This window comes from Haladaptatus sp. DYF46 (assembly GCF_021083305.1).
Classification (GTDB): Archaea; Halobacteriota; Halobacteria; order Halobacteriales; family Haladaptataceae; genus Haladaptatus.
This window is the reverse complement of sequence record NZ_JAJFAY010000002.1, coordinates 129,058-155,411: the sequence shown is the minus strand read 5'-3', so window position 1 is coordinate 155,411 and position 26,354 is coordinate 129,058. Positions and strand designations below refer to the sequence as shown.

The window sequence follows — 26,354 nt, the reverse complement described above, 5'->3', positions numbered from 1 at the left end:
CAATGGCAACTGGACCACGATACAAGGTGCCGATGCGCCGCCGCCGTGAGGTCCGGACTGACTACCATCAAAGGTTGCGCCTGCTGAAATCGGGCAAGCCACGTCTGGTCGCTCGGAAGAGCAACCAGCACGTCAGGGCACAGCTGGTCACGATGGGTCCCGACGGCGACAACACAGTTGCAAGTGCGTATTCCGGCGATCTGGAGGAGTACGGCTGGGAAGCCCCCACGGGCAACCTCCCCAGCGCGTACCTCACTGGATACCTGCTCGGCAAACGCGCACTTGACACGGAGTACGAGGAGGCAGTCCTCGACATCGGTCTCAACACGGCGACGCCCGGCAGCAAGGCGTTCGCAGTACAGGAAGGTGCAATCGACGCTGGCCTCGACATCCCACACAACGAAAGCGTGATGGCGGATTGGTCGCGCAACCGCGGCGAGCACATCGCCGACTACGCTGAACAGCTGGACGAGCCACTGTACAGCGGGGATTTCGACGCCACTGAACTACCCGAGCACTTCGACGAAGTGCTCTCGAACCTGCAGGAGGACGAATAATATGAGTAACAGAAACGGCTGGCAACCCCAGACCCGTCTCGGCCGCAAGGTCGTCGAAGGCGACATCGAGACGATGGAGGAGGCGCTCAACTCCGGGCTTCCGCTCAAGGAACCGGAACTCGTCGACCAACTCCTCCCCGGCCTCGAAGACGAAGTGCTGGACATCAACATGGTCCAGCGCATGACCGACTCAGGTCGGCGGGTGAAGTTCCGCTGCGTCTGTGCTATCGGCAACCGCGATGGCTTCGTCGGCTACGCGGAAGGTCGGGACGATCAGGTCGGTGGTGCCATCCAGAAGGCTATCGAGATCGCGAAGCTGAACATCATCGACGTTCCCCGCGGCGCAGGGTCGTGGGAGGACCGAAGCGACCGACCGCACTCCCTGACCCACCGGACGACCGGCAAGGCGGGCAGTGTGGAAGTCGAACTCATCCCGGCACCCGCCGGACTGGGTCTCGCGGCGACCGACACCGTCCGCAAGATCCTCGAACTCGCGGGTATCGAGAACGCGTGGACGAAGAGCCACGGCAACACGCGAACGACCCTCAACCTCGCCAAGGCGACGTACAACGCGCTGGAGAACGCCTCCCAAGCGCGCGGCCCGCGGGCCCGTCCCGACGAGGAACCGGAGGTGGCCGACTGATGGAAGCAGTCGTCCAGATTCGCGGTGAGGTCAACATGGACCAAGACGTCCGTGACACCCTCTCGATGCTCAACATCCACAAGGTGAACCACTGCGCGCTAGTCCCGGAATCCGAGACCTATCGCGGGATGATCACCAAGGTCAACGACTTCGTCGCCCACGGGGAACCCGACCGGGACGTTCTGGAGACGGTTCTCTCGAAGCGAGCACAACCGCTCGAAGGCAGCGACGACGTCGACGACGAGTGGATCGCAGAGAACACCGACTACGATGATATTGCCGACCTCGTGGGTGCGCTCCTCGACGACGAGACGACGCTCCGCGAGCAGGGCCTGACGCCCGTCCTCCGACTCCACCCACCGCGCGGTGGACACGAGGGCATCAAACACCCCACGAAGGAGGGTGGCCAGCTCGGCAAACACACGACCGAGGAGATCACGACGCTTCTCAAGGCGATGCGATAACCATGACGAGCAAGAAACGACGCCAGCGTGGCTCGCGGACGCACGGGGGCGGAACCCACAAGAACCGCCGCGGTGCCGGACACCGTGGTGGTCGCGGACGCGCCGGTCGCGCCAAACACGAGTTCCACAACTACGAACCGCTCGGAAAGCACGGGTTCTCCCGACCCGAAGACGCACAGGAGACGGTCCTCACCGTGTCCGTGCAGAAGCTCGACGAGGACGCCGCACTGTACGCGGCCGAGGGAGTCGCCGAGGAGACCGACGACGGCTACCAGCTCGACGCACGCGACGTCGTCGACGACGGCTGGGATGTCGACGCCGTCAAGGTGCTCGGCAGCGGTCAGGTTCGCAACAGCCTCGACGTCACCGCGGACGCCTTCTCGGCGAGCGCGGTCGAACTCATCGAGGAATCCGGCGGCGACGCCGTGCTGAGCGAACGAGCCCAAGAAGAGGAGTTCGGCGGAAGCGAAGACGACGAAGACGACGAGTAACCCCGTTCGTCGGCCGTATTTTTTGGTGTGTTCTACCGAACAGTGACAACGATCTCTCTGGTCAACTTTCCTGACACCTATCGTCCGTGGTAGGACGTGGAGCGATGTTTTCGCGCCGACGGAGGGCGAAAACGCGAAACCGTATTGTGTAGGCGTCTCCGTACTTTATCCTATCTATTTCTCCCGTGACGCGAGTCGAAGGAGATACATGTAGGGAGGTTCGAATTGATGTTGAACATGGGTTGGAAAGAGACTGCTGAACCAGTCCTCACACGAATGCCCGCCGTTCAACGTCCGGAGGGACACATACCCTTCAAGCGAAAGCTGACGTGGACGGCAGGCGTGTTACTGCTGTATTTCTTCCTGACAAACGTCTTCCTGTATGGGGCGAACCAAAGTGCTGATATCTTCGGTCAGTTTCGCTCGCTCCTCGCCGGTGGACAGGGAACAGTCCTGCACCTCGGTATCGGACCGATAGTCACTGCGAGCATCGTCTTGCAGTTGCTCGGCGGTGCGGACCTGTTGGGACTGGACACCAGCGACCCGCGCGACCAGGTCCTCTATCAGGGTCTGCAGAAGCTGCTGGTCGTCGTGATGATCTGCCTGACCGGTCTCCCGATGGTGTTCATCGGAGGCTTCCTCCCGGCCAACGAAGCCGTCGCACAGAGCCTCGGTATCGGCATGCTGGGCGTCAAATGGCTCATCTTCGCCCAGATCTTCGTCGGCGGGATCCTCGTCCTGTTCATGGACGAAATCGTCAGCAAGTGGGGTGTCGGGAGCGGTATCGGGCTGTTCATCGTCGCCGGTGTCAGCCAGCGCCTCATCGGCGGTCTCATCTCGCCGCAGGGAATCGGCTCCAGCGTCGGTATCATCCCGCAGTGGATCGCCGTCATCACCGGGAGCGCGAGCAACGTTCCGTCCCTCCTCACGTCGAGCGGGATTCAGTACCTCCTGTTCGGCGGGGGGCAACTCCTCGCGCTGGCGACGACGATACTCATCTTCGTCATCGTCGTGTACGCCGAGAGCGTTCGGGTCGAGATTCCGCTGAGCCACGCGCGGGTGAAAGGTGCCCGCGGTCGCTTCCCCGTGAAGCTCATCTACGCGAGCGTTCTGCCGATGATTCTCGTTCGTGCGCTGCAGGCGAACATCCAGTTCCTCGGCCGAATTCTGAACAGACAACTCGGGAGTGGCATGCCCACGTGGCTCGGGACCTACAGTCAGAACGGCTATCCGACGGGTGGCCTGTTCTACTACTTCGCGCCCATCCATAGCCCGAACGATTGGATGTGGTGGGCGGGCGGTGTGGGTGGCCACGCAGCGTGGCAGGTCCTGCTCCGCGTCGCCATCGACCTCGGATTCATGGTGGTCGGAGGGGCCATCTTCGCCATCTTCTGGGTGGAGACGGCCGACATGGGCCCCGAATCGACCGCGAAGCAGATTCAGAACTCCGGGATGCAAATTCCCGGCTTCCGCCAGAACACCGGCGTCATCGAGAAGGTGATGGAGCGCTACATCCCGCAAGTCACCGTCCTCGGCGGCGCGCTGGTCGGCCTGCTGGCCGTCCTGGCGAACATGCTCGGCACCATCGGCGGCACCTCCGGAACGTCGCTGTTGCTCGCCGTCTCCATCACGTACAAGTTGTACGAGGAGATAGCGGAAGAGCAGTTGATGGAGATGCATCCGATGATGCGCGAGATGTTCGGCGGATAACACACGTACCTCAACACTTTTTGTCGTCTACTGACGTCGGCAGAGCTTCGATACTTGTGAGCAGTCCCGAAGACGTAGTCCCGACGCGTCGAACCGGTTGACTGTTTTCCCGATACGATGCATCTCCGTCGCAATCGGTGAATTCTGCCAGTCTCGTTTTTAGGCCGACCAAAATTTCGGAAGAGCTATGATGTTTTAGGGGAGCCTAAAACCCATGGTACGAGAAAACAACCGTCATCGTGGACCGACGCGGCGAGATTACGTGAAGTACGGCGGGGTAGCTATCGGCGGTGGACTGCTCGCCGGATGTACGGACGACTCACAGTCGGAAAGTGCGGCGACTGAGACGACCGGCGATTCTCCGGCCACGACGACACCCGAGGACGGCAGCTATAGCGTCACTATCGAACCGGCAGGCGAGGTCAAATTCGAATCGGTCCCGAAGACGTGGGCCGCCGCGGGTGGCGCGTGGGTGGACATGGGCGTCGCACTCGGCGTCGAAGACGGGATCGTCTCCCTCGGGTCCTATCCGGCCCCACAGATGTTCTACGAAGGGTACGACGTCTCGCTCAACCGGGATTCCGACGTGAGTTACTGGCGAGACGGCGGGTACGATAAGGAAATTTTCTACGAACTCGACGCCGACATTCACTTCCTCGACCCGATAGGAATCCAACAGTGGGACGAGAACTGGGACGAAGAGGACATCGAGGAGATATCGACCGCTGTGGGTCCGGTTTGCGGGAACAACTGCCGACGAAGGCGTGAATTCAGACGGGAGTACGACTACCCGCTGTACCCGTTGTATGAAGCGTTCGAGAAGGTGGCAGCGGTGTTCCAACGCGAAGAGCGATACCGAGCGTTCGCCGAACTCCACGAGGAGGTCATGGCGGACGTGAAGGCTCGAATCCCATCCGAAGGGGACCGAACAGCAATCGGGCTCATCAACGGCGGTTCGAACCCACAGGAGGGTGTGTTCTATCCGATGGACGTCGTCGCTGATGGCTACGAAATGAAGACGTACCGCGACCTCGGCGCGGTCAGTGCGTTCAAAAATACGGATGCCAGTGGCAGCGATGCGGACTACGAGTACCTTCTCGAAGTCGACCCGGAAGTCATTATCGTCCACTGGGGCATCGGCGGCACGTCCGAACACGGCGCAACGTTTGACCACGAAACCTTTGCGGAACAGTGGCTCAAGCCAATGGGAAACCATCCGGTCGGCAAGCAGTTGACGGCCGTCAAAGAGGAGCGAATCCTCCCGGGTGCGTGGGGTGAACAGGGGCCAATCGTCAATCTGTTCCAGACGGAACTGACGGCACAACAACTCTACCCCGACGAGTTCGGGGCGTTCGACCCCGAGCGCTACCCGGATCTCCCGGCGGATGAACGGCTGTTCGACCGCCAGCGCGTCGCGGACATCATCAACGGAGACGTCCGAGCGTGAGGACTGAGTTCGACCTCATCATCGTCGGCGGCGGACCGACGGGAGCAGCGGCGGGCGTATTTACCGCACGATACGGGTTCGATACGCTCGTGCTCGACCGAGGTCGCTCGTCGCTTCGGCGAATCGCCCACCTCGAAAACTATCTCGGATTCCCCGGTGGAATCGACATCGAGACGTTCTACGAGTTGGCCCACGCCCACGCCGAACAGAGTGGTTGCGAGGTGGTCGGTGACCTCGCTGAAGCCGTCGAGCGCACCGAAGACGGATTCAGGGTACGAACCGACGAGGGGCGCGTGCTGCATACGAAACGAGTGCTCGCCGCCTCGAAATACGACACCGGACACCTCGAAGGTCTCGACGACGACCTGTTCACGACCAAGCACTACAACGGCGAAGCGTACGAAATCCTCGATCAGAAAGTCATCGGGGACGACGGCCGAACGAACGTCGACGGACTCTACGTCGCCGGAAGCTTGGCGAAGGCGGGTTCACAGGCCCTCACCAACGCTGGTCACGGCGCCACGGTCGGACTGACAATCATCGAAGACGACCGTCGGGACCGGGGATTCCCCAACGAACTCGCGGCGGCGTACCACGACTGGGTCGTCGTCGAAGGCGGGTACGGCGGCGACGACTGGGAGCAGAATCTCCACGATCAGTTCGACGACGCCCTTCCGGAAGAAACGAATCTGAGCGAACGAGAGATCGACGAACTTCGCTCGGAGTTCGTCGATGAACATCGCGCGTGGCAGATCACGCCCGGAGAGAAGGAGCGGCGACGAGTCGAAGGCTATCGGAAACTCGCGGCCCGACTCGACGCGAATTTGCTCCTCGAACAACTCGACGATGACCACGTTCTCCAACGTGCCCGTCAAATCGATGCGGAGCGCAATCTCCGAAGTAAGTGATCGACCGATCCGACGGGATTCCACGTGTACGGAACCTTCTTACTTCGCGACGAGCATGAACGAAACATGGTGTCGGAGTCCGCGTTTCGCGCCCGCCTTCGGTCCGCGATGGCGGAGTACATCTCCGCTCACGACACGCCGTTCGAGACCCCGCTCGAAGAACCGCCCGGCGGGAAACTCCTCGTTCCATCCCCTCGCCGCGGCGGCATAATCTTCGAGATCGTGCGGGCGGACGTCGATCCTCATTCGCCGACGGTGATACGGGATACCCGGCGACGCGCCTGCAACGTCGGCGCGTCCGCGTTCGTCACGGTCAGCGAAACCGACGCCTTCCTGTTTTACAGTTCCCAACCGGACGCCGAAACCGACGTTTCGGACTTCGACCGGCGGTGGTACGACTTGCGTACCCTGTCCCTCGCGACGTTCGGCGAACGGGTACTCGCCGACGCGGTGGTGCCACGGGACGACGACGAAGCGCCCGGGAACGACGAGGAGTTCATGGTCGGCCGTTGCAGGAGTTTTCACGCCAGCCTCGTTCCGCGGTACGAATCGCGTATCGCCGAGGCGTTCGCGGACGACGACGAATTTCGCGGTTCGTTGCTGTCGTGGGCGCGGAAGAACGACTATCCGGTCGCCCGGCCCGAAATCGAGGAGACGTTCCGAACCGTCGCTCGGCGATACGCGTATCTGGCGATGGCTCGCCTCGTCTTCGCGGACCGTGGGCGGAAAGACGACGGAGCAGGCGACGGGGAAGTCGGGTCCGTTTTCGCGGAGATGTCGGCCGCGCCGGAGCGTTCGGGCCTGTTCGAGAGGATTCCGACCGACGAGGGGGCGAAAGAGCGCTTGCGTGCGTTCGCGGCGAGCCTCGAAGGGGAATCGCTCTCGACGGTCGAACGCGATATCGCCGGACGGATGTACGAACGTCTCATCCCCGACGACGAGCGGACGGCGCTCGGACAGTTCTACACGCCGGACGAAATCGGCCGACTGCTCTCTCGGTGGGCCGTTCGGTCCCCGACGGACCGCGTTCTCGACCCGGCGAGCGGCACCGGTTCGCTCACTGTTCACGCCTACGAGCGGTTGGACGAGTTGGGTTCGTGTTCGCACCGCGAACTGCTGTCGCGGTTGACGGCCGTGGACATCAACGAGGTCCCGTTGCACCTGACGGCGCTGAACCTCGCGTCGCGGAACGGGTACGAACGGTCCGACGGGAGCGTCGTGTACCACGGCGACTTTTTCGACCTCGGCCCGGACGATATCGGGCCGTTCGACGCCACGGTCGCGAACCCCCCGTACGTCAGACAGGAGGTCCTCGCCGCCGAGCGTGCACACTTTCGGGACCATCTCGAACGGTTCGGCCGTGACGGGGGAGGTGCCTACGCCGACGGTGAGAAGGAGATCGACGGTCGGAGCGACCTCTACTGCTATTTCCTGACCCATGTCACGGGGTTTCTCCGCGAAGGAGCGCGGTTGGCGTGGGTCCTCCCGACGAAGTGGATGACCGCGGATTACGGTCCCTCGCTGCAGGAGTTCCTTTACGACCACTACAAGGTCGAAGCCGTGGTCGGGTTTCGGAACCGACTGTTCGAGGACGCGCTCGTCGACACGGTGTTGTTGCTGTTGGAGCGGACCGACGACGCGGAGGCGCGACGAACCACCGAGACGAACTTCGTTCGCATCAACGAGCGAATGGACCCGGAGGATGCACTCGCCGTCATCGACCGAACCGAGGGGATTCGGGAGGGCGCGTACCTGAAAATCCGCGGGGAGTCGAGCCATCGGACCGTCGCGGTCCGCCAGTCGCATCTGGAAGCCACGCTCGGCGAGAAACTCCAGCGGTACATCACCGCGCCCACGCTCTACACGGCGGTCGTCGAACACGACGCGACCGTTCCCCTGTCCGATCTCGCAACGATAACCCGCGGGAAGAAGACGGGTGCGAACCCGGTTTTCATCCTCGACGCGGACGAGGTCGGGTCTCGAACCATCGAACCCCGGTTTCTCCGCCCGGCAGTCAAGAGCGTCCGGGAAGTCGACGGCTACGAACACACGGCGGACGACGCGGGACGGTGGATGCTCGACATGGCGGACTACGTGGCGGGCGTCGTGTCGAACTCCGGCACCACGGAAACGGACGAGAGGACGACCGAAACCGACCGTGCGACCCTCGTCGCGTCGTCGCTCGAACGGGACGGCTACGACGGCGTTTCGTCCTATCTTCGCTGGGCGGCGACCCAACCGTCCCGATCGAACGCGTCGCTCGCGAACAACGACCCGTGGTTCGACATGGGATCGTTGGACGCGAAGACCGCACCTATCGTCTGCCCGCAGGCGATGGATACGCGGCGGCGTTTCCTCCGCACCGACGGCAACGTCGTCGCGAGCAATCGGTTTCTCCTCGTCCGGCCGAAGCGCGTCGATTCGACGCTCCTGCTCGGCCTGCTGAACTCCAGCCTCTCGAAGATCGTCGTGGAGAGCCACGGCAGAGTCACCGGCGGCGGCGCGGTGAACCTCTCCGGCTCCGATCTCAGAACCCTCCGCGTCGTGGACCCGACGGCGCTGACCGAGGAACAACCCACCGCGGTACGGAACGGCTTCGAGGCGCTCGCTGCGGGCGACGAACGGGGACAAACCGTCATCGACGACGTGGTCATCGACGTGCTGGGTCTCGATGTCGACGCCGAAACGCTCGGGAAAATCGCCCGAACGCTGAAGGAGACCCGTCGGGCGAAAGGGACCGACGTCGAACCGCTGATTCGGGGGTTGGACGCGCTCGACGGTGAGATCGAGATGGAGTTCGACGAGTGACCGCTTCCCGATGTCATCGGATTGATTTATACCACCCCCCGCCGTTTTTTCCGGCATGAATCGGCAACGCGGATTTCTACTGTTCCTCATCGTCGTTTTCGGCCTCCTCTCCGTCCTGCTCGTCAAACCGTTTCTCCAGTACGTGCTGGCGGCGATTCTCCTCGGCTACATCCTCCATCCGATTCAAATCAGGTTCGAATCGCGGGTTAGCTCCCGCGTCTCCGCGTTCTCGCTCATCGGAATCACCACGCTCGTCGTCATCGTCCCCGTCGTCGCCATCGCGGCCATCGCGGCCCAGCAGGCCGTCACGCTCGTCAGGGCCATCGTCCGAGGCGACCCGCAGTTCGCCGAACTCATCGCTCTCGTCGAACGGTACACCGGCGTCACCATCCACGGACGCACGTTACAGGAACTGCTTCCCGCGGGAATTTCCTCGCGGTTGTTCGAAAACGCGCTCAGTATCTTCGGTGGCGTCTCGAACGCGCTCATCGGTCTCACCGTGATGGTGTTCGTGGTCTACTATCTCCTCACGGACGGCGACGAGTTCGTCGCGTGGATTCGTCGCTGCACGCCGCTTCCCGACGACGTACAGGACGAACTGTACTCCGAGATGGACCGCGTGATGTGGGGCGTGTTGGTCGGCAACCTCCTCGTCGCGATCGTACAGGGGATTCTGACCGGCATCGGTTTTGCAATCGCGGGAGTTCCGGGCGTGGTGTTCTGGACCGTCGTGACGACGGTGCTCTCCTTGCTTCCGCTCATCGGCGCGTCGATCGTTTGGCTTCCCGCCTCGCTCTTCTTGTTCCTCGTCAACCGGCCGATCGCGGCGGGGTTCCTCTTCGTCTACGGCACCCTCGTCATCAGCCTCTCGGACAACTACCTCCGGCCGTTAGTGAGCGGACACGAGGCGAAACTGAACCCCGGCATCCTCGTCGTCGGCATCTTCGGCGGCGTCTACGTGTTCGGCTTCATGGGACTGTTCTTCGGACCGATCGTCCTCGGTATCTTCCGGTCGCTCGTCACCGTCTTCGCCCGCGAGTACGAGGAGTAACACGAGCACGCGGTTCGTCCGTTTCGCCACCACGTCTCTCCCGCTCACCGTCTCACGCTTCGCCGACGGAGTTGTTCGAGCGGACGTTCCCCGACGAGGACTTCGAAACGACGATTCCTCGTCGATTTCCGTCCCCTCTGTTTCCGGCGATTCGGTTTCCGTCGCTCGAAATGAGGAGGATTCCGGTGTCGCTGCTGTCCACGACCCGATTGCGAAGAATCGCGTTGCGGTCGCTCGCCCGCAGTCGAACGCCGACGGAGTTTCCAACGGCGTCGTTCGCTTCGACGGTGTTGTTCTCCGCACCGTCCGCGAGATACACCCCGTAAAACCGGTTCGTGACGCGATTGTCGCGGATTCGGTTGTCGCTGGCCGCCGAGAGCCAAATCCCGGCGATGTGGTTTCCGGTCGCCGTGCTGTCGCGAACGACGTTTCCGTTCGCGCCCAACAGGGCGACGCCGTACTCGTTGCCGCGGGCGACCGTTCCGGTGACGGTGGCTTCGGTCGCCTCCACGAGTTGCACGCCGACCAAGGCGTTCTCGTTCGCCCTCGTGTTCCGGAGCGTGACGTTCGAACTGCTCCCGACGAGGAAGACGCCGGCCACGGCGTTCGAACGGGCCACGTTGTTCACGGCCCTGCTATCGCGGAACGACACCAGCGACAGGCCGACGCGATTTCGCGCCGTCGTCGTGTTCGCCACGAGGGAGCGACGGGTGCCGACGAATCGGACTCCGTCGTCCCAGTCGGTCGCTTCCACGTTCCGAACCGTCACGTTCGACCCGCCGTCGACGCGGACGCCCGTGGTGCCGAAATCGCCGACGCCGTCGACGCGGTGGCCCTGCCCGTCGACGGTCACGTCGCTCGCGGTCACGCGGAGGCAGGTATCGACCGTCGCGTTTCGAACGTTCGCGGTGAGGACGTAGCGACCGGACGACGAAATCGTTCGACACGAATCGATTTCGGTCGCATCCGCCCCCTGTTGCCCCGCCGCGATTCCGATGGCCGAATCGGGGGTCACAGCGAGCGCTTCGACGGCCGTCGAAACGACGAGGAACCCGACGACCAGTACGGCGATGAGCGAAACGACGGTCCGTGTCGGCGGTTCGACGCGCATGGACGAACCTCGCTTCGCTCACGGTTCGTTATTTACCCGCCACTTCTCGACAATCGCCCGTTGCGTTTCGGTTGTGGCGACAACCGGTGTCGAAATACTCGCTCCGTCCCTTCGGTCACGGTTGCAACCGCTGGAGGAGCGGTATCTCCTCGATTTTCTCCGACGGGAGCGCGTCCCAGTCGATACCCCCCGGTCGCTCGAAATCGGAGTCGGTTCGAACCACCCGCTCCGGCGTCACCACGACGTCCATCGGAACGTCGTGGGCCTCGACCGCCGGTGCTTCCTCGACTACTTGTGCTTCATGGACCGTCGTGGCGACCGTGGTTCCCTCGTCCACCGCCCCCAACGCCCGAAGTACGGCGAATTCGAGGTCGCTGTATCCCTCCCCCTTCCCGATTCGAGCCCCATCCTCCGTCACCGCGACGCTGCCGGAGACGATAAAATCGACGTGCGGCACCTCGTCCGGCGCGACCGGTTCGGCGTAGCCGTCCATCTTCGACACCGTCGCGGCGGCGTCCGTGTCCTCGATCTCCGCCGGGTCGAGTTTCATGAACGGCTTTTCGTCACGAAGCCGCGGTTGGGCCATGTAGACGACCGTTCCCTCCCGCAAGGCCCGCCGCCGAACCGGCAACTGGGGAGCGTCCGGGTTCGCCTTTATCACCGACGCGTCCCGCCACTCGGGGAGTTCCGCGAGTCGGCCGGCCGCGTCCCGAGCGCCCGCGAAGTTCGGAATCCGGCCGTGCGGTGGGAACGGAAACCGAGCGATGCCCTCCTCCTCCAACCGCGTCCAGATTCGGTCGCGGAGGTCGTCCTTGTCCATGGCAGGAGTGGTTCCTCACGGGGCCTTCAACGCTTCGACCCCATGTCACGGAGGTACCGGAACGTATCTCGGAACCGTAAAGCGGGTGAAAACAGGGTGATTCGTGCGGTCTACCCGGCGATATCGAGTATCTCGTCGGTGAGATTCTCCTTCTCCTCGTAGAACGTCCCATGACCGCATTCGTCGAATCGAACGAGGTCCGTGTTCTCGATGCCTTCGTCGAGCACTTTGCCCGTGATTTCGAACGGACAGACTTCGTCCTCGACACCGTGACAGACCTTCGTCGGCACCGTGATGTCGACCAGTTCGTCCCTGAGGTCCTCGTCTCGGAGCGATTCGCCCGATTTGGCCGTCGCGTAGCCCGACGCCTCCATTCCGAGCCCCCAGAGCCAGTTCAATATCCCGTCGCTCGGACGGGTATGAAACAACAACTCCCCGAACTCGGCGTTTATCGCCGCTCGATCGTTCCGCACTCCCTCGATAAACGGCTTTAGGTCGTCGTCGGACAGCCCCTCCGGAAAGTCGGATTTCTCCGTGAGGCACGGACTCGCCGCGCTGATCAGGGCAAGCTTATCGACGTGAGCTTCGTCGTGGCGGCTCATGTAGTGCGTCGCCACCCCGCCTCCCATCGAGAACCCGGCGAGCGTCGCGTTCTCGGTATCGAACGCTTCGAACACGCTCTTCAGGTCGTCGGCGAAGCGGTCATAGCTGTAATCGCCGTACGGTTTATCCGATTTGCCGAACCCGCGTAGGTCCACCCCGAGACACCGGTAGCCCGCAGCGAGCAACCCTTCGTACTGGTACTCGAACATTCGGTGGTCCACCGGCCACCCATGGACGAGGACGATGGGATCACCGGCCCCCACGTCTCGAATGAACAGTTCTGTTCCGTCGTCGGTCTCTACTCGTGTCATGGCAAACCGTGGTTGCTACTGGCACGCTATTAAGCGTGTTAGCCGCACCGATGGGTCGGTGCCAGTTCGGATCGAACCCCCCTGTCGATTGCACCCGACTACTCCCGTCACGGACCGACCAGTACGCGCCCGAGCGTTCAAATCCGTCGCGTCCCAACGAAACGTGTGATTCGACTGCGGGACGGAATTCACATCGAGACTGACAGAACCATCGTCGCGGACTCCCGAAGCGCCGTGGGCGACGTGAACTTCGTGAGCCACGCCCACGCCGACCACACGTTTCGGAGGACCCCCGAGACGGTGCTCTGTTCGGCCGAGACCGCCGCGCTCGTTCGGGCGCGGACGGGCGCGGAATTCGAGTTCACCGAATCGGTACCGGGTATCGAACTCCTCCCGGCAGGCCACGTCGTTGGGTCGCGAGCGGCGCTCATAGACGCCGACCGTCGGTATCTGTACACCGGGGACTTTTCGACGCGGGACAGGCTGTATCTCGACGGGTTCGACCCCGTCCCCGCCGACGTGCTGGTGATGGAGACGACCTACGGCGACCCGCGATATCGCTTTCCGTCGCAGGCGGAACTGGAGGACGAAATATGTGATTGGCTGACCGACCACGACGAACCGCTGTTCCTGTTCGGCTACTCGCTCGGCCGCGCACAGAAACTCCAACGTCTGGCCCGTCGGGCGACGAATCGCCCGCTCGTCGTCAGCGACGCGATTCGGACGGTGAACGCAGCGATCGAGGCGACGACGGGTATCACCTTCGACGCGGAACCGTTCGAGACGGACGGGCTTTCGGGCGACGAAATCGTCGTGCTCCCGTCGAACCTCTCCCGGGCCGACTGGGTACGGAACCTCGTCGAGCGCGTCGACGGGTCGATGGTCGGGTTCTCCGGGTGGGCGGTCGGGAGTTCGTATCGCTACCGCGGGGGGTACGACGCGACGTTTCCGCTGTCGGACCACTCCGATTTCGACGAACTCGTCTCGACCGTGGAGGCGGTGAACCCCGACGTCGTCTACACGCAGCACGGCTTCGCCGACGAGTTCGCGGGACACCTCCAGAAGCTCGGATACGACGCCCGCCCGTTGATGCGTCATCAGCGGTCGCTCCTCGACTTCGGAAGTGAGTAACTACGAGGGGTAGCGTTCGATTTCCGGTGGACGCATTCCGCTTCCGGGGTCGTATCCGAAACGATACTTATCGGCCGTATCGTGACACCTATCGGCCGTATTGTCGCCACTTTCCCCAGCGCATGTGGCGGAAAGGGACACGTTCTGTTTCACAGGTGGGAGATAACAAAGCTGGTAGTTCGCGTCCCACCGTGTCGTGTTCAGCCTCCGACGACTGCTCGCCAGCGCGGTCGCACTTCTTCTCGTCGTGAGCGTGCTCTTCGTCGCAACGCTGGGCGTCTGGCCACCCGCGTACACCGTCATCAGCGGAAGCATGTCGCCGCACGTCAACACGTCAGACGTGGTCGTCGTGATGGACAAAAACCGCGTGACGCCGCCCGACAGCCGGAGCGGCGTCGTCTCCGCACGAAACGGAAAACGGGACGGGTTCGAGACGCTCGGCGGTCCGGGCAACGTCCTCGTCTATCGACCCCACGGAAACCAGTCGGCGATTCCCGTCCTCCACCGGGCGCGGTTCTGGGTCTCTGCGGGGGAGAACTGGTACGACGAGGGCGATCCGGCGTATCTCGCGGGTGCGGACGACTGTGCCGAACTGCGGAACTGCCCGGCCCCGCACGCGGGGTTCATCACCAAAGGGGACGCGAACGGGTACTACGACCAAGCCGTCGGCATCTCCTCGCCGGTTCGTCCGAACTGGATCCTCGGCGTGGCGGTGGCCCGCGTTCCGAAACTGGGGGAGCTATCGCCGTCGCTCGCTCACTCCTCGCGGAGTAGCGCGACGCTCAGCAGTTTCCCGCCGCCGCAGACGGTCGATTCGCGAGTGAGTGCGTACAGGATGCCGTCGCGGTCGGTTTCCACGTTCTGCCGAACTTCGTACGTCGCGGGGTCGTACAGGGTGCCGATGCGCTCTCCGGCCTCGACGGTGTCGCCGAGTTCGTGATTCGACTCGACCACGAACAGCCCGGAATCGGCGGCATCGACGCGGCCGAGGTGGTTGCGTGCGAGCACCTTCTCCCCGTTTTCGATGAGCGACGCCGGAAGCATTCCCAGATGGCGACAGACGTTGACGACGCCGGTCAACCCGGTTTCGACGGCTTGCTCGACGATTTCCTTGTTGTGCGCGAGTTCCGGCGTGATGGACGGAATCCCTTCGCGCGTGGCCGCGACGCGGAACTTGCCGCCGAAGTTTCGCTCCGACCACTCCACGTCGGCGTCGTCGCCGGCCTCCTCGGAGAGGAGGAGGTCGGTCCCGAACGCTTCGGCCAGATCTCGCGACTCCCGGTCCCCTTCCATGAAGACGACGTGGGTCATCATGTTCCGACTTCCCGTGTGAAGGTCCACGATGGCGTCCGCCTCGCTTGCGAACTCCCACAAGGTCGCCGCCATGCGCTCGTGGAGCGTTCCCTCCTCGTCGCCGGGCCAGACCCGGTTCATGTTCGGATTGATGCTGTCTAGCTGTTCGGGTGTCGTGTACGACACCCGGTCGAACGTGAGCGGGTCGGCGACGGGAACCGCGACGATTCGGCCGGCGAGGCGCTCCGTGTCGAGTTCCTCGTGAAACCGGCGAAGCACTTCGCTGCCGTTGATTTCGCGCCCGTGCTGTGCCGCCTGAATGTAGAGCGTCGGACCGTCTTCGGCACCGTCGTAGGTGTGGATGGTCGTTTCGAGTTCGACGCCCGACGGAAGCCGAGCCAGCGTGACACGTTCCGCCGTGTGTCCTTCCATTTGATGCAATACTGCGATGGCAACACCATGAACGTACCGAACCTCGTCGGCGGCAATCCGTGGGAATTATTCGCACGAAAATGGAGCGAACAGATAAATACGTTCGCCATTCGGTGAAAGTACAGGACGCCATCTTTTAGCCCCGCCGCCGCCTCGATTCGAGCGATGTATTCGCGGGAACACTTCCTCATCGGCGCGGTCGTCTCCGCTCTGTTGCTCGTTCCGCTTTCGAATCTTTTCGGTCCGCCGATTTTGGCCGCCCTGTTCGTCTACGGCGTCCTGCTGAGCGTCTTCATCGACTTGGACCACTTCGTTCTCACGCGACTCGAAACGGGAAGTTGGCGGCACCTCCGTGCGTGTCTGGCGAACCCGACCGACGCCTTCGGCGACCAAGATTGGGTGTTCGAGGACGTGGACAACGCGCAACTGGAACACATGCGCATCCTCTCGCACGTCGCAATCGGCGGCGTCCTCGTTGCTATCTTGGTCGTCCTCTGGCCGCCGGTCGCCGTCTTCACCGCCGTCCTCCTCTACTTCCACGTCCTCGCGGACCTCCTTCGGGACAACGACGTCGTGTAATCGAAACGGTCATATTCGTGCGCTAAAGGCGCTGAACCGACTGAAACTGACCATAATTCCGGAAAATGGCAACAAATCTTTTGAACGCGCCCGACGTTGAGTTCGGTGGAGAAAGTCGCGATGACATCCATCTACGAGCGGTTGGAAGACGGTTTGGAGGAGAAGGGAGAGATAATGATAAAACTCGCCGGCGGCGAGGAACTCGAACTTCACACCCACAACGTCGAGTTCGAGGACGACCCGTTCATTCGCATCGACGCGGACGACGAAGTCCACTGGGTCGACGCGTCCAAAATCGCCCATTACTGGATTCACGAGGAACTGTAGCGCCTGACTGTCGTGACGATGAACGGAAGCTGTTTCGTGCGCTGAAACGGCTCTGCCCGGTTCTTACGATTAAAATACCTCTTGTAACAATCATTCATGACAATGTTTGCTAACGATTGCGGTAGAACTTTCCTTACTGGAATACGAGGTGATATCGATGGACCATAGTTCGACAGAGGCGGAAGCGGAGAGCGGTTCCGTCGAAACCGAACTCTCCCGCGACATGAGTCTATTCGACATCACCTTTATCGGTGTCGGCGCGATGATCGGGGCGGGTGTTTTCGCCCTGACGGGGTTCGCGGCCGGTATCGCCGGACCTGCCCTGACCGTCGCGTTCATTATCAACGGGTTCGTCGCGATGTTCACCGCCGTTTCGTACGCGGAACTCGGCGCAGCGTTCCCCGAGGCCGGTGGTGGCTATCTCTGGGTGAAAGAGGCACTCGTCGACCCGAACGGCTTCTACGCCGGGTGGATGAGTTGGTTCGCCCACGCCGTCGCCTGTGCGCTGTATGCCGTGACCTTCGGGACCTTCTTCGTCGAGTTCCTCCGAATCGGATTCGGCCTCTCGAACGAGTTCGCCCTCCTGGGCTTTATCACGCCCATCATGGCCGAAAAGGGTCTGGCGGCGTTGGTCGTCATCGCGTTCGCGTACATCAACTTCCGCGGTGCAGAGGAGACCGGGAAGGCTGGCGTCATCGTGACCGGTATCAAGGTCGTCATTCTCGGCATCTTCGTCGCGTTCGGACTGGCGACGACGTTCAACAACCCGAACTGGACGGCGAAGTTTCTCGACAGTCCGAGTTTCGCGCCCCACGGTATCGTCGGTATCATCGGCGCGATGGGATTCACCTACATCGCCTTCGAAGGGTACGAGATCATCGTTCAATCCGGCGAGGAGGTCGTCAACCCCGGAAAGAACGTCCCCAAGGCGGTCTTCTACTCGATGGCCATCGTCGTCCCGATTTACGTGCTGGTCGCGTTCGCGGCCATCGGCGGCATCACCCCGACGGCCGAACTCATCAGTCAGGCCACGGGCACCAGCGGGTCGGCGGCAAGCGTCCCGACGTGGGAACTCCTCGGCGGACTCGGCGAACTCGGCATCATCGAGGCGGCGGGGCAGTTCGTGCCGTACGGCGCGTTCCTCCTGCTGTTCGCCGGACTCGCCGCGACGATGAGCGCGCTGAACGCGACGGTCTACTCCTCTAGCCGTGTTTCGTTCGCGATGGGGCGTGACCGAGCGCTTCCCGCGTTCTTCGACAGGATTCATCCCGACAAGCGGACGCCCTACTGGGCGATTTTGCTCTCGGGCATCCTCATCATCCTGATGGCCATCATCCTGCCGATAGAGAGCGTCGCGGCGTCGGCAGACATCATGTTCATCCTGCTGTTCGTGCAGGTGAACTGGACGCTCATCCGGATGCGCCAGACGCACCCCGACCTGCCGCGCACCTACAAGGTCCCGTACATGCCGTGGCCGCCGCTCATCGGCATCGGCTTGCAGGTCCTGCTCACCCCGTTCCTCATCTACGAACTCGGACTGGAACCGGGACTCACCGGACAGAACTCCCACGGGTTCGTGGCGCTCATCACCACCGCGGTCTGGATGATAATCGGTCTGGGCGTCTACTACGGCTACTCCAAGCAGAAGGAGGCAGAACAGTTAGAGGAGGAGACGCCGACGGTCGTCACCGAGCGCGTCCCCTCGGAGGCGGACAATCAGATCGTCGTCCCCATCGCCAACCCCGAGAGCGCCCCGCAGTTGATGCGGACCGCGACCAACATCGCGCGGGACCGGAACGGCGAAATCCTCGTTATGAGCATCGTCACTGTCCCACAGCAGACGCCGCTGTCCGAAGGCCGGAAGTTCATCGACGACCAGCGGGACGTGCTGAACGAGGCGATGGATATCTCCGAGGACCGGGACGTCCCCGTCAGCGGGACGATTCGAATCGGTCACGACGTCGGGAAGGCCATCCTCAACACCGTCGAACAGTACGACAGCGACGCGGTCCTCATGGGCTGGAAGGGCCAGCACAAGAGCCAACGCCGTGACATCGTCCTCGGCAGCAACGTGGACCGGGTCGTCCAGAACGCAGACTGTGACGTGTTGGTCGAACGTATCGGTCCGGACGGGGGTGAGGTCGAATCCATCCTCGTCCCGACGGCGGGTGGCCCGCACGCCGAACTCGCCACCGAAGTGGCGGACAACATCGCCCGCTCCAACGACGCCACCGTGGAAATCGTTCACGTCGTGAGCCCCGATGCGAGCGAGAGCGAGCGCACGGACTCGCGGAAGGTACTCGACGATGCGAAGGCGGAGTTCAGCGACGGGACGACGGTGACGACCGAGATGTTGACCGGCGACGACGTCATCGACACCATCGTCGAACGAACCGGCGAACACGACCTGACCATCATCGGCGCGACCCGCGAGGGACTGCTCCAACAGTTCGTCTTCGGTGCGCTTCCCGAACAGGTCGGATGGCGCTCCAAGAGCACCATCATCATGGCGAAGCGCAACCTCGGCATCACGTCCCGGCTTTCACGCTGGTTGCGTTAGACCACGGTCTCCTTTCGTTTTACGAGTTACAGGACGTCTCTTGGAAGAACCGCTCGGTCAGCACTTCGCTCACGAGTTCGACCAACGCGTCGTCCCGGTCATCGAGCGTGCCGAACAGTCCGAGCGGAATCTCCCCGCCCGCCATCGCCTGATGCCCGCCGACGCTTCCCATGTCATCGAAGGCCGTCATCAGGAGGTCGCCGGCGTGAATCCGCGGATTTCGGGTTCGCGCGCTCAGATGCACCGTCTCGTCGATGATGCCGAAGACGAAGGTCGTCGAGACGCCTTCGAGGTTGAGGAGGTAGTCGGCCGCCTGCGGGAGCGTGTCCCGCTCGGTGGTTCGCCCCGCGTGCGAAACGAGGTGCGACCCGCGGACGGTCCGATTTTGAATCGTGTCGGCGATGGAATCGAGCGTCTCGTGGGTGAACAACGAGTCCGAGAGTCGACGGAGGAGGTCCACGTCCGCGTGCGGATGTAGGCGTCGGGCGTTCGTGTACTCCGCTTCCGTCGCGCCCCGGGTGAACTCCAGCGTCTCCCGTCGAATCCCGAACAGCAGGGCCGTCGCCAATCGAGCGTCGAGTTCGACGTCCAGTTCCTGTAGATACTCCGTCAGCATGGACGCCGTCGCGCCGACGTGTTCGCGGTGGTCGACGTGCGTCCCTTCGACGCCCTCGTTCGGATGGTGGTCGATGACGATGTCGGGGACGCGTTCGTCGGGGACGCAGTTGTTCTGTCCCGGAACCGCGTGGTCAACGAACCCGATTAGGTCGGTCGAATCGAGGCACTCGTCGGTAAAAGGGCGCAGGTCCACGTCCAACAGATTGACCATGGCCCGGTTTTGCTGGTGGGTAATCTCGCCGCCGTAGTAGAGGTCGGTTCGAGAGACGTCCGCGGACTCCGCGATTGCGGCGAGTGCGAGCGCGCTGCTGATGCTATCCGGGTCCGGGTTGTTGTGACAGACGACCGCGAGCGAATCGGCACCGCTGAGGACGGAGAGCAACGAATCGCATCGGTCGGTCGGTTGTAGGTGGGGCGTATCGAGAGACATCGTTCGTCGTGTGTTCACGACCGTACAGCGCGGTCGAGAACGTGAAACGTGATATCGAGGACGAGGACCGTAGTTGTTATTGATTATATTTTTGACAGTAGTGGCTTCAGCGTCGGCCTACCGTCGACGAACAGGGTAGTATCTTCCCCCTTCGAACGAAGCGGCGGCGAGAAAACACACGATGTAGGCGTCCTCGTCGCCGTTTGGGATTCGGTCCGTCCCGGAACTCGTCGTGCGGAACGGAACGACACCTTCTCGGTGGAGAGGCACACGAGAAACGAACGAACGTATGCGAATCGTCATCGTCGGCGCGGGTGAAGTCGGGTCGTCCATCGCGGCCAGCCTCTCCGATACGCACGAAGTCGTGGTCGTGGACCGGGACGGCGAACGAGTGGAATCGCTCACGTACACGCTCGACGTCCTCCCGATACAGGGGGACGGCACCTCGCTCGACACGTTACGGGACGCGGGTATCGAACGCGCTGACATGGTCATCGCCAGCACCGACGACGACGAGACGAACCTCGTCGTGTGCGGGACGGCGAAGACCGTGGACGACCCGTTCACCATCGCGCGGGTGAAGAAGGTCGATTACCTCCAGACGTGGGAGAACGCGAAAGCGGGCGCGTTCGGCGTCGACTTTCTGGTGTGTACGAACCTCCTGACCGCGTCGGACATCGTCCGCGTCATCGGCCTTCCGGCGGCGCGCGACGTGGACCCGTTCGCCGGCGGAAAGGTCCAGATGGCGGAGTTTGAGGTACGGGGCGACAGTCCGCTGGCGAACCAAACGATTCGGCAGGCCGACCGGTTCGACTCGCTCACCTTCGCCGCCCTCATCCGCGACGGCGACGTGGACATCCCGCGCGGGGAGACGGTCATTCAGACCGACGACAAGGTGGTCGTCATCGGGAGTCCGGAGAGCGTCCAGCGGTTCGCCATGGAAGTCGCACCCGAGGAGGTATCCAACACGGACAAGGACGTGGTCGTCATCGGCGGGAGCGAAATCGGTTTCCACACCGCTCGACTGCTCGAAAACCGCGACCTCAGCCCCCGACTCATCGAGCAGAACCCGACCCGCGCCCGAACGCTCGCCGAGGCGTTGCCGGGGACCGTCGTCATGGCGAGCGACGCCACGGATACCGACTTTCTGGTGCGGGAACACGTGGACGAAGCCGACGTGGTCGTCGCGGCGCTGGAAAACGACGAGAAAAACCTCCTCGTATCCCTGTTGCTTCGCCAACTCGGTGCGGAACGGGCCATCGCCATCGTCGAGAACACGGAGTACGTCTCGCTGTTCGAGACGGTGGGCATCGACGTGGTCATAAACCCGCGCGAGGTCACGGCGGAGGAGATAACACGCTTCACCCGCGAGGAGCGCGCCGAGAACATCGCGCTCATCGAGAACGACCGCGCGGAAGTGCTCGAAATCGAAATCGACGGCGACAGCGTCCTCCTCGATAGACCCATCAGCGAGGGCGTCGCCGACCTCCCCGACGGGGTCGTCATCGGTGCGATAACCCGGGACGGCGAGTTCATCGTCCCGCGCGGCGACACGACCGTGAAGGAGGGGGACCACATCGTGGTGTTCGTCCATCGAGACGTGGTCGCCGAGGTGAGCGCCGCGCTATGACCGTTCGCATCGACTGGCGGGCCAGCGTCAGCCTCGTCGGAACAGTCGTGAAGTGGCTCTCCGTCCCGCTGGTGTTCCCGTTGCTCGTCGGCCTGTACTACGGTGAGGGCATCGGAACGTTCGTCACGACCATCGCCGTCGCCGTCGTCGTCGGGTGGTCGCTCGAACGCGTCGACCCGGACCCCGACCTCGGCGCGCGGGAGGGGTTCCTGATGGTCGCGCTGACGTGGTTCGCGGTGTCCATCGTCGGCGGACTGCCCTACGTCATCGCCGGAAACGGCGTTTCGTTGCTGAGCGGGTTTCCGTACATCGCCATCACGTCGGGACCGTCCACGCTCGCACACCCCGTCAACGCGCTGTTCGAGAGCATGAGCGGGTTCACGACGACCGGCGCGACGGTGATGGGCGACATCTCCTTCGAGACGCACTCCCGCGCGCTGTTGATGTGGCGGCAGTTGACCCAGTGGCTCGGCGGGATGGGGATCGTCGTCCTCGCCGTCGCGATTCTGCCGGAACTGTCCGTCGGGGGCGCACAGCTGATGGACGCCGAAGCGCCCGGCCCCGGCATCCAGAAACTCACCCCGCGAATCGCGGAGACGGCGCGGGCGCTCTGGAAGGCCTACCTCGGCATCACCGCGCTCGAAATCGTTCTGCTGTTCGGCCTCCACGTTCTCGGAAAGGCACTCGGGACGCCGCTCGCCCCCGGAATGACGTTCTACAACGCCGTGGCCCACGGCTTCACGACGATGGCGACCGGCGGGTTCTCCCCCGAGGCGCGGAGCATCGAGGCGTTTTCCGCCATCGTTCAGTGGGTCATCGTTCCGTTCATGATCGCCGCGGGGACGAACTTCGCGCTGTTCTGGCACGTCCTGAACGGAAACCCGCGCCGCCTGTTCGAGGACGTGGAGTTCCGCTTTTACGTCGGCATCTTGGCCGTCCTTTCGGCGATTCTGTCCGTCCTGCTGTACACCCATCAGGGGTTGGTGTCCGTCCCGGGCGGGCCGGCCGTCGCCGGGAACATCGAATCGTCGGTTCGCCACGCCACCTTCCAACTCATCTCCATCGTCACGACGACGGGCTATGCCAGCATGGACTTCAACACGTGGAACAGTTCCGCCCAGTACCTCATGCTGGCCGCGATGCTCATCGGCGGGTGTGCGGGTTCGACCGGCGGTGCCATCAAAATCGTCCGCTGGCTCGTCATCCTGAAATCGTTCCGCCGGGAACTGTTCACGAACGTTCACCCCGAGGCGGTTCGCCCGGTTCGACTCGGTGGACGCGCTCTCGACGAACGTGCTGTCCGCGGTATCTACGCCTTCACGCTCCTCTACGTGGTCATCTTCCTCGTCGCCACGCTGCTCCTCTTCCTCGACATCGAGCGGGCCGGACCGCAAATCACCACGCTCGAAGCCATGAGCGCCATCGCTTCGACGCTCGGGAACGTGGGACCGGGGTTCCAACTCGTCGGTCCGATGAACAACTACGTGCCCTTCTCCAACGGTGCGAAACTCCTCATGGTCGTCCTGATGTGGGTCGGACGGTTGGAAATATTCCCGGTGTTCGTCCTGCTGACCGGCGCGTACTGGCGGTCGTAGGCGTTCCGCCGGAATCGATTTTCCGGCGACGGACGGAACTCGCCCGAGCGTCAAAATCGCGGGACGGCTATCCGAGGAGACGTTCCCGAACCGAGCGTTTTCGTTGCTTTTCCGCGAGCAGGACGGAACAGTCCACGTCGTCCACGATGTCGAGCGCGAGCGACCCTCGGAACAGGCGCGCGAGGAGTCCTTCCTCCGTCGCGCCGATGACGAGCAGCGAGCAGTCGGCCGCCGCGCGTTCGATGGCCGCTTCAACGTCGTCTTCTTCCACGACGACGAGGTTCGCGTCCCTGATGTCGTGGTCCGTCGCCCAGTCGGCGAGGAACTCCTCGCCCGCCTCCCGCGACTCGTCCGTGACGTGGAGGAGCGAGAGTTCGGAGCCGTATTCGGCTTGCAGCATCTGTGCGATGGCCGCACTGAGTGCGGAGTCCGGCCCGCCAGCGGTGGGAACGAGGACGCGACTGGGGTCGAACCCGCGATTGCGGAGGACGACGACGTCGCACGGGAGTCCGTTCGTCAGTTCGTCGAGGGCGCTCTCCGCCCTGCCGGGGGACCCGTGGCTGTCCTCGCCCCATCCCATGACCACGAGGTCCGCGTCGTGGCTCTGGGCCGCGTCGAATATCTCCTCGAACGAACGGTGTGAGAGGATGGTGTGGGTTTCGACGGGAACGCCGAACGTTTCGGCGTCGTTTCGCGCCCGTTCGAGGAGGTCCGCCGATTCGGCGTCGAGTTCCTCGACGTGTTCCGCGCCGCTCGCCAGCGGCGTCTGGTCCGGCACTTGGACGATGTGCGTCGCGACGACCGTTCCGCCGCGTTGGCTCGCCACGGCGCTTGCGAGCGAGATGAGGTCCGTCTCGTGTTCGGGGTTGGCCAGCGGCACCATCACCCGGTAGTCGCCACCGTCCGGTTTCACGGACGTGGCCGCGGAGACGGCCGGTTCGGGCATATCGTCCGGTCGGCTGAGGATGTATCTGCTCAGTACTCCCTGTTTGTCGGTTCGTGGCCGGGCGTAGACGAAGAACCAGCCGATGCCAAAGACGACGAACAGGACGGCCAGCGCGATTTCGATGCGGTTCATGAATGCGATGAGGGCGAACGAGAACAGCGCACCGAGAATCGGCGTTATCGGGTAGAGCGGTACTCGGAACGCGGGATCGTACTCCGCGACATCGGCCTCCCGCATCACGATAAGCGCGAGATTGAGCAGGCCGTAGACGATGAGGTGAAGTACGCTCCCCGCCTTCGCGAGAGTCTTGATGTTCCCGATGAGGATGAGGACGAGAATGATGACGCCGGTAACCGCGATGGAGCGGTAGGGTGTGGCGAACTTGTCGTGGATGTCGTTGAGCCACGCGGTGATCAGTTTGTCACGCCCCATCGCGAAGTTGATGCGCGAGGACGCTAAAATCGATGCGTTCGCGCTGGAAGCGGTCGCCAACAGGCCGCCGAAAATGATAAGCCCGGCACCGACACCAGCCAGTCCGAGACTATTCCCGAACGCGACTTCGGCGACTTCGACTACCGGGTCGGCACCGGGGGCCGCGAGTTCCGTCCAGTTTATCACGCTCGCCATTACAATCATCAGAATCGCGTACATCGTCGTGACGATGACGACCGATCCGACGACGGCGAGGGGAAGGTTCCGACCGGGATTCTTGATCTCCTCCGCAACGGTCGTGATCTTCGCGAAGCCGAGAAAGGAAACGAACACCAGCGCGGTCCCGGGGAGCACCGCACCGTACCCGTCTTTCGTCGGTGCGAACGGTTTGAGCGTAGAGAGATCGGCCTGCAGAAACCCGAGTATCGAGAATACAGTTAGGATGGCGACCAGCATGATGACGATGACGTTCTGCAGTCGCCCGGTTTCCTTTGCGCCGACGTAGTTGATACCGATGAACAGTATCCCTGCGAAAAACGCGGCGACTTGTGTTCCGGGGATCCTGATAACATTGAGATCGATGGGCGGGACCGTGACGAGTGCGGTGACGAAGTCCCCGAATCCGATCATGTAGAAAGCGGAGGCGAACGCCAATCCCATCCAGTTACCCATGCCCGCAATCGAACCGAACAGGGGACCGAGAGCGTGATTGACGTAGTAGTAACTGCCACCCGCCTTCGGCATCGCCGTTCCGAGTTCGCTCGCTGAAAGCGCGGTGAACAGCGAGATGACGCCGCCAACGACGAACGAGAGGGCGATTGCGGGACCCGCTATTTGGTAGGCTTGACGCGGTAGGACGAAGATTCCCGCGCCGATCATGGTTCCGACGCCGATGGTGAGTGCGGCGAGCGGTCCGAGGTCCTTCGCGAGTTCCTCGTCCGCCATCAGTTCGCCTCCGTGTCGGGAAGGACGATTATCGGTCGGTTTGCCTCCGTGACGAGCGTGTGCGCCACGTCCCCCGTGAGCAGTTGTATCCACCGACTGCCGCTCCGCGGCGAGAACACAATTGCCGTCGCGTCCACGTCGTCCGCGGCGTCGAAGATGGCCTCCGCGACGTTCGTGCCGTAGGTGAGTTTCGTTTCGACCGGGATTCCAGCGGCGTCACAGCGATCCGTGACGACGGAAAATATGTCCGCCGCCCGTTCTTCGCGCTGTTCGACCGATGCCTTGTCGGGAACCCCGCCGCCCTTCTCGACGACGTGAACCGCGACGACGCGGCCGTCGGCATCGGCGACGCGGTCGAGCGCCACGTCACAGGTCGTCTCCGCATCCTCCTCGCTCGCAACCGGGAGGACGATTCGTTCGAACAGCCCCGTCATGTAACGTACCATCCGGTATCGATGACCTGTCGGGTGTACCGTCGCGTCGCGTCCGTCCAGTGTTCGATATCGGGAGTA

At 62.9% G+C, this 26,354-nt stretch carries 22 protein-coding genes; 15 read left to right on the top strand and 7 right to left on the bottom strand.

What is annotated here, in order from left to right; translation table 11 throughout:
- Positions 1-2 precede the first annotated feature (2 nt).
- From LJF34_RS11835 to LJF34_RS11795, 9 genes are all read left to right on the top strand, one after another.
- On the top strand, positions 3-557 hold the full coding sequence (locus tag LJF34_RS11835; RefSeq protein WP_231185219.1) for a 50S ribosomal protein L18: 555 nt from the start codon (positions 3-5) through the stop codon (positions 555-557).
- Between the two features lies 1 nt (position 558).
- Positions 559-1,200, top strand: a complete 642-nt coding sequence (locus tag LJF34_RS11830) for a 30S ribosomal protein S5 (protein WP_231185218.1) — start codon at positions 559-561, stop codon at positions 1,198-1,200.
- On the top strand, positions 1,200-1,664 hold the full coding sequence (gene rpmD, locus LJF34_RS11825) for a 50S ribosomal protein L30 (RefSeq protein ID WP_231185217.1): 465 nt from the start codon (positions 1,200-1,202) through the stop codon (positions 1,662-1,664). The genes LJF34_RS11830 and rpmD overlap by 1 nt, the downstream gene beginning before the upstream one ends.
- A 2-nt stretch (positions 1,665-1,666) precedes the next feature.
- Positions 1,667-2,155: an uL15m family ribosomal protein gene (locus LJF34_RS11820; protein ID WP_231185216.1), complete on the top strand. Its 489-nt coding sequence runs from the start codon at positions 1,667-1,669 to the stop codon at positions 2,153-2,155.
- Between the two features lie 237 nt (positions 2,156-2,392).
- Complete coding sequence (secY, locus tag LJF34_RS11815; RefSeq protein WP_231186317.1) at positions 2,393-3,865, top strand: preprotein translocase subunit SecY; 1,473 nt, start codon at positions 2,393-2,395, stop codon at positions 3,863-3,865.
- A gap of 214 nt (positions 3,866-4,079) precedes the next feature.
- The gene (locus tag LJF34_RS11810) at positions 4,080-5,312 is read left to right on the top strand and encodes an ABC transporter substrate-binding protein (RefSeq protein ID WP_231185215.1); all 1,233 of its coding nucleotides are present in this window, start codon (positions 4,080-4,082) and stop codon (positions 5,310-5,312) included.
- Positions 5,309-6,220 carry an FAD-dependent monooxygenase gene (locus LJF34_RS11805; protein WP_231185214.1) on the top strand — a complete coding sequence of 304 codons (912 nt, stop codon included), beginning with the start codon at positions 5,309-5,311 and terminating at the stop codon, positions 6,218-6,220. The genes LJF34_RS11810 and LJF34_RS11805 overlap by 4 nt, the downstream gene beginning before the upstream one ends.
- Positions 6,221-6,286: 66 nt before the next feature.
- The gene (locus tag LJF34_RS11800) at positions 6,287-9,028 is read left to right on the top strand and encodes an N-6 DNA methylase (protein ID WP_231185213.1); all 2,742 of its coding nucleotides are present in this window, start codon (positions 6,287-6,289) and stop codon (positions 9,026-9,028) included.
- Positions 9,029-9,083: 55 nt separating this feature from the next.
- Complete coding sequence (locus LJF34_RS11795) at positions 9,084-10,079, top strand: AI-2E family transporter (RefSeq protein WP_231185212.1); 996 nt, start codon at positions 9,084-9,086, stop codon at positions 10,077-10,079.
- Between the two features lie 52 nt (positions 10,080-10,131).
- Here the strand turns inward: LJF34_RS11795 and LJF34_RS11790 are convergent, their stop codons facing one another.
- The 3 genes from LJF34_RS11790 to LJF34_RS11780 form a co-directional block, all read right to left on the bottom strand.
- Complete coding sequence (locus LJF34_RS11790; protein ID WP_231185211.1) at positions 10,132-11,190, bottom strand: NosD domain-containing protein; 1,059 nt, start codon at positions 11,188-11,190, stop codon at positions 10,132-10,134.
- 115 nt (positions 11,191-11,305) lie between these two features.
- A complete protein-coding gene (locus LJF34_RS11785) occupies positions 11,306-12,010 on the bottom strand; it encodes a 5-formyltetrahydrofolate cyclo-ligase (protein WP_231185210.1) in 705 nt (234 codons plus the stop codon).
- A gap of 110 nt (positions 12,011-12,120) precedes the next feature.
- The gene (locus LJF34_RS11780; RefSeq protein WP_231185209.1) at positions 12,121-12,924 is read right to left on the bottom strand and encodes an alpha/beta hydrolase; all 804 of its coding nucleotides are present in this window, start codon (positions 12,922-12,924) and stop codon (positions 12,121-12,123) included.
- A gap of 165 nt (positions 12,925-13,089) precedes the next feature.
- On the opposite strand from LJF34_RS11780, the gene LJF34_RS11775 reads away from it, so the two are divergent.
- Positions 13,090-14,055: an mRNA 3'-end processing factor gene (locus LJF34_RS11775; protein ID WP_231185208.1), complete on the top strand. Its 966-nt coding sequence runs from the start codon at positions 13,090-13,092 to the stop codon at positions 14,053-14,055.
- A 756-nt stretch (positions 14,056-14,811) separates the two neighbouring features.
- Here LJF34_RS11775 and LJF34_RS11770 read toward each other — a convergent pair.
- Complete coding sequence (locus LJF34_RS11770; protein WP_231185207.1) at positions 14,812-15,780, bottom strand: succinylglutamate desuccinylase/aspartoacylase family protein; 969 nt, start codon at positions 15,778-15,780, stop codon at positions 14,812-14,814.
- A 165-nt stretch (positions 15,781-15,945) separates the two neighbouring features.
- Between LJF34_RS11770 and LJF34_RS11765 the strand changes: the two genes are divergently transcribed.
- The 3 genes from LJF34_RS11765 (at position 15,946) to LJF34_RS11755 (ending at position 19,246) form a co-directional block, all read left to right on the top strand.
- Positions 15,946-16,359, top strand: a complete 414-nt coding sequence (locus LJF34_RS11765; protein ID WP_231185206.1) for a hypothetical protein — start codon at positions 15,946-15,948, stop codon at positions 16,357-16,359.
- Between the two features lie 120 nt (positions 16,360-16,479).
- Complete coding sequence (locus LJF34_RS11760) at positions 16,480-16,686, top strand: hypothetical protein (RefSeq protein WP_231185205.1); 207 nt, start codon at positions 16,480-16,482, stop codon at positions 16,684-16,686.
- Positions 16,687-16,843: 157 nt separating this feature from the next.
- A complete protein-coding gene (locus LJF34_RS11755) occupies positions 16,844-19,246 on the top strand; it encodes an amino acid permease (protein ID WP_231185204.1) in 2,403 nt (800 codons plus the stop codon).
- A gap of 19 nt (positions 19,247-19,265) precedes the next feature.
- Here the strand turns inward: LJF34_RS11755 and LJF34_RS11750 are convergent, their stop codons facing one another.
- Positions 19,266-20,294 (bottom strand): bifunctional oligoribonuclease/PAP phosphatase NrnA, encoded by a 1,029-nt coding sequence (locus LJF34_RS11750; RefSeq protein WP_231185203.1) that lies wholly within the window; start codon positions 20,292-20,294, stop codon positions 19,266-19,268.
- A 289-nt stretch (positions 20,295-20,583) separates the two neighbouring features.
- On the opposite strand from LJF34_RS11750, the gene trkA reads away from it, so the two are divergent.
- On the top strand, positions 20,584-21,924 hold the full coding sequence (trkA, locus tag LJF34_RS11745; RefSeq protein ID WP_231185202.1) for a Trk system potassium transporter TrkA: 1,341 nt from the start codon (positions 20,584-20,586) through the stop codon (positions 21,922-21,924).
- A complete protein-coding gene (locus LJF34_RS11740; protein WP_231185201.1) occupies positions 21,921-23,519 on the top strand; it encodes a TrkH family potassium uptake protein in 1,599 nt (532 codons plus the stop codon). Before trkA ends, LJF34_RS11740 begins: the two co-directional genes overlap by 4 nt.
- A gap of 67 nt (positions 23,520-23,586) precedes the next feature.
- Here LJF34_RS11740 and LJF34_RS11735 read toward each other — a convergent pair whose 3' ends face one another.
- Together LJF34_RS11735 and LJF34_RS11730 are read right to left on the bottom strand one after the other, a co-directional pair.
- A complete protein-coding gene (locus tag LJF34_RS11735; RefSeq protein WP_231185200.1) occupies positions 23,587-25,842 on the bottom strand; it encodes an amino acid permease in 2,256 nt (751 codons plus the stop codon).
- Complete coding sequence (locus LJF34_RS11730) at positions 25,842-26,276, bottom strand: universal stress protein (RefSeq protein ID WP_231185199.1); 435 nt, start codon at positions 26,274-26,276, stop codon at positions 25,842-25,844. Before LJF34_RS11730 ends, LJF34_RS11735 begins: the two co-directional genes overlap by 1 nt.
- Positions 26,277-26,354 lie beyond the last annotated feature (78 nt).

What these genes read in the sequence shown, in the direction of transcription:
- LJF34_RS11790 (WP_231185211.1), bottom strand. Translation starts at nt 11,190, where the DNA reads ATGCGCGTCGAACCGCCGACACGGACCGTCGTTTCGCTCATCGCCGTA.
- LJF34_RS11760 (WP_231185205.1), top strand. Translation starts at nt 16,480, where the DNA reads ATGACATCCATCTACGAGCGGTTGGAAGACGGTTTGGAGGAGAAGGGA.
- LJF34_RS11735 (WP_231185200.1), bottom strand. Translation starts at nt 25,842, where the DNA reads ATGGCGGACGAGGAACTCGCGAAGGACCTCGGACCGCTCGCCGCACTC.
- secY (WP_231186317.1), top strand. Translation starts at nt 2,393, where the DNA reads ATGGGTTGGAAAGAGACTGCTGAACCAGTCCTCACACGAATGCCCGCC.
- LJF34_RS11795 (WP_231185212.1), top strand. Translation starts at nt 9,084, where the DNA reads ATGAATCGGCAACGCGGATTTCTACTGTTCCTCATCGTCGTTTTCGGC.
- LJF34_RS11820 (WP_231185216.1), top strand. Translation starts at nt 1,667, where the DNA reads ATGACGAGCAAGAAACGACGCCAGCGTGGCTCGCGGACGCACGGGGGC.
- LJF34_RS11770 (WP_231185207.1), bottom strand. Translation starts at nt 15,780, where the DNA reads ATGGAAGGACACACGGCGGAACGTGTCACGCTGGCTCGGCTTCCGTCG.
- LJF34_RS11755 (WP_231185204.1), top strand. Translation starts at nt 16,844, where the DNA reads ATGGACCATAGTTCGACAGAGGCGGAAGCGGAGAGCGGTTCCGTCGAA.
- LJF34_RS11730 (WP_231185199.1), bottom strand. Translation starts at nt 26,276, where the DNA reads ATGACGGGGCTGTTCGAACGAATCGTCCTCCCGGTTGCGAGCGAGGAG.
- trkA (WP_231185202.1), top strand. Translation starts at nt 20,584, where the DNA reads ATGCGAATCGTCATCGTCGGCGCGGGTGAAGTCGGGTCGTCCATCGCG.
- LJF34_RS11785 (WP_231185210.1), bottom strand. Translation starts at nt 12,010, where the DNA reads ATGGACAAGGACGACCTCCGCGACCGAATCTGGACGCGGTTGGAGGAG.
- LJF34_RS11765 (WP_231185206.1), top strand. Translation starts at nt 15,946, where the DNA reads ATGTATTCGCGGGAACACTTCCTCATCGGCGCGGTCGTCTCCGCTCTG.
- rpmD (WP_231185217.1), top strand. Translation starts at nt 1,200, where the DNA reads ATGGAAGCAGTCGTCCAGATTCGCGGTGAGGTCAACATGGACCAAGAC.
- LJF34_RS11780 (WP_231185209.1), bottom strand. Translation starts at nt 12,924, where the DNA reads ATGACACGAGTAGAGACCGACGACGGAACAGAACTGTTCATTCGAGAC.
- LJF34_RS11740 (WP_231185201.1), top strand. Translation starts at nt 21,921, where the DNA reads ATGACCGTTCGCATCGACTGGCGGGCCAGCGTCAGCCTCGTCGGAACA.
- LJF34_RS11830 (WP_231185218.1), top strand. Translation starts at nt 559, where the DNA reads ATGAGTAACAGAAACGGCTGGCAACCCCAGACCCGTCTCGGCCGCAAG.
- LJF34_RS11750 (WP_231185203.1), bottom strand. Translation starts at nt 20,294, where the DNA reads ATGTCTCTCGATACGCCCCACCTACAACCGACCGACCGATGCGATTCG.
- LJF34_RS11835 (WP_231185219.1), top strand. Translation starts at nt 3, where the DNA reads ATGGCAACTGGACCACGATACAAGGTGCCGATGCGCCGCCGCCGTGAG.
- LJF34_RS11800 (WP_231185213.1), top strand. Translation starts at nt 6,287, where the DNA reads ATGGTGTCGGAGTCCGCGTTTCGCGCCCGCCTTCGGTCCGCGATGGCG.
- LJF34_RS11810 (WP_231185215.1), top strand. Translation starts at nt 4,080, where the DNA reads ATGGTACGAGAAAACAACCGTCATCGTGGACCGACGCGGCGAGATTAC.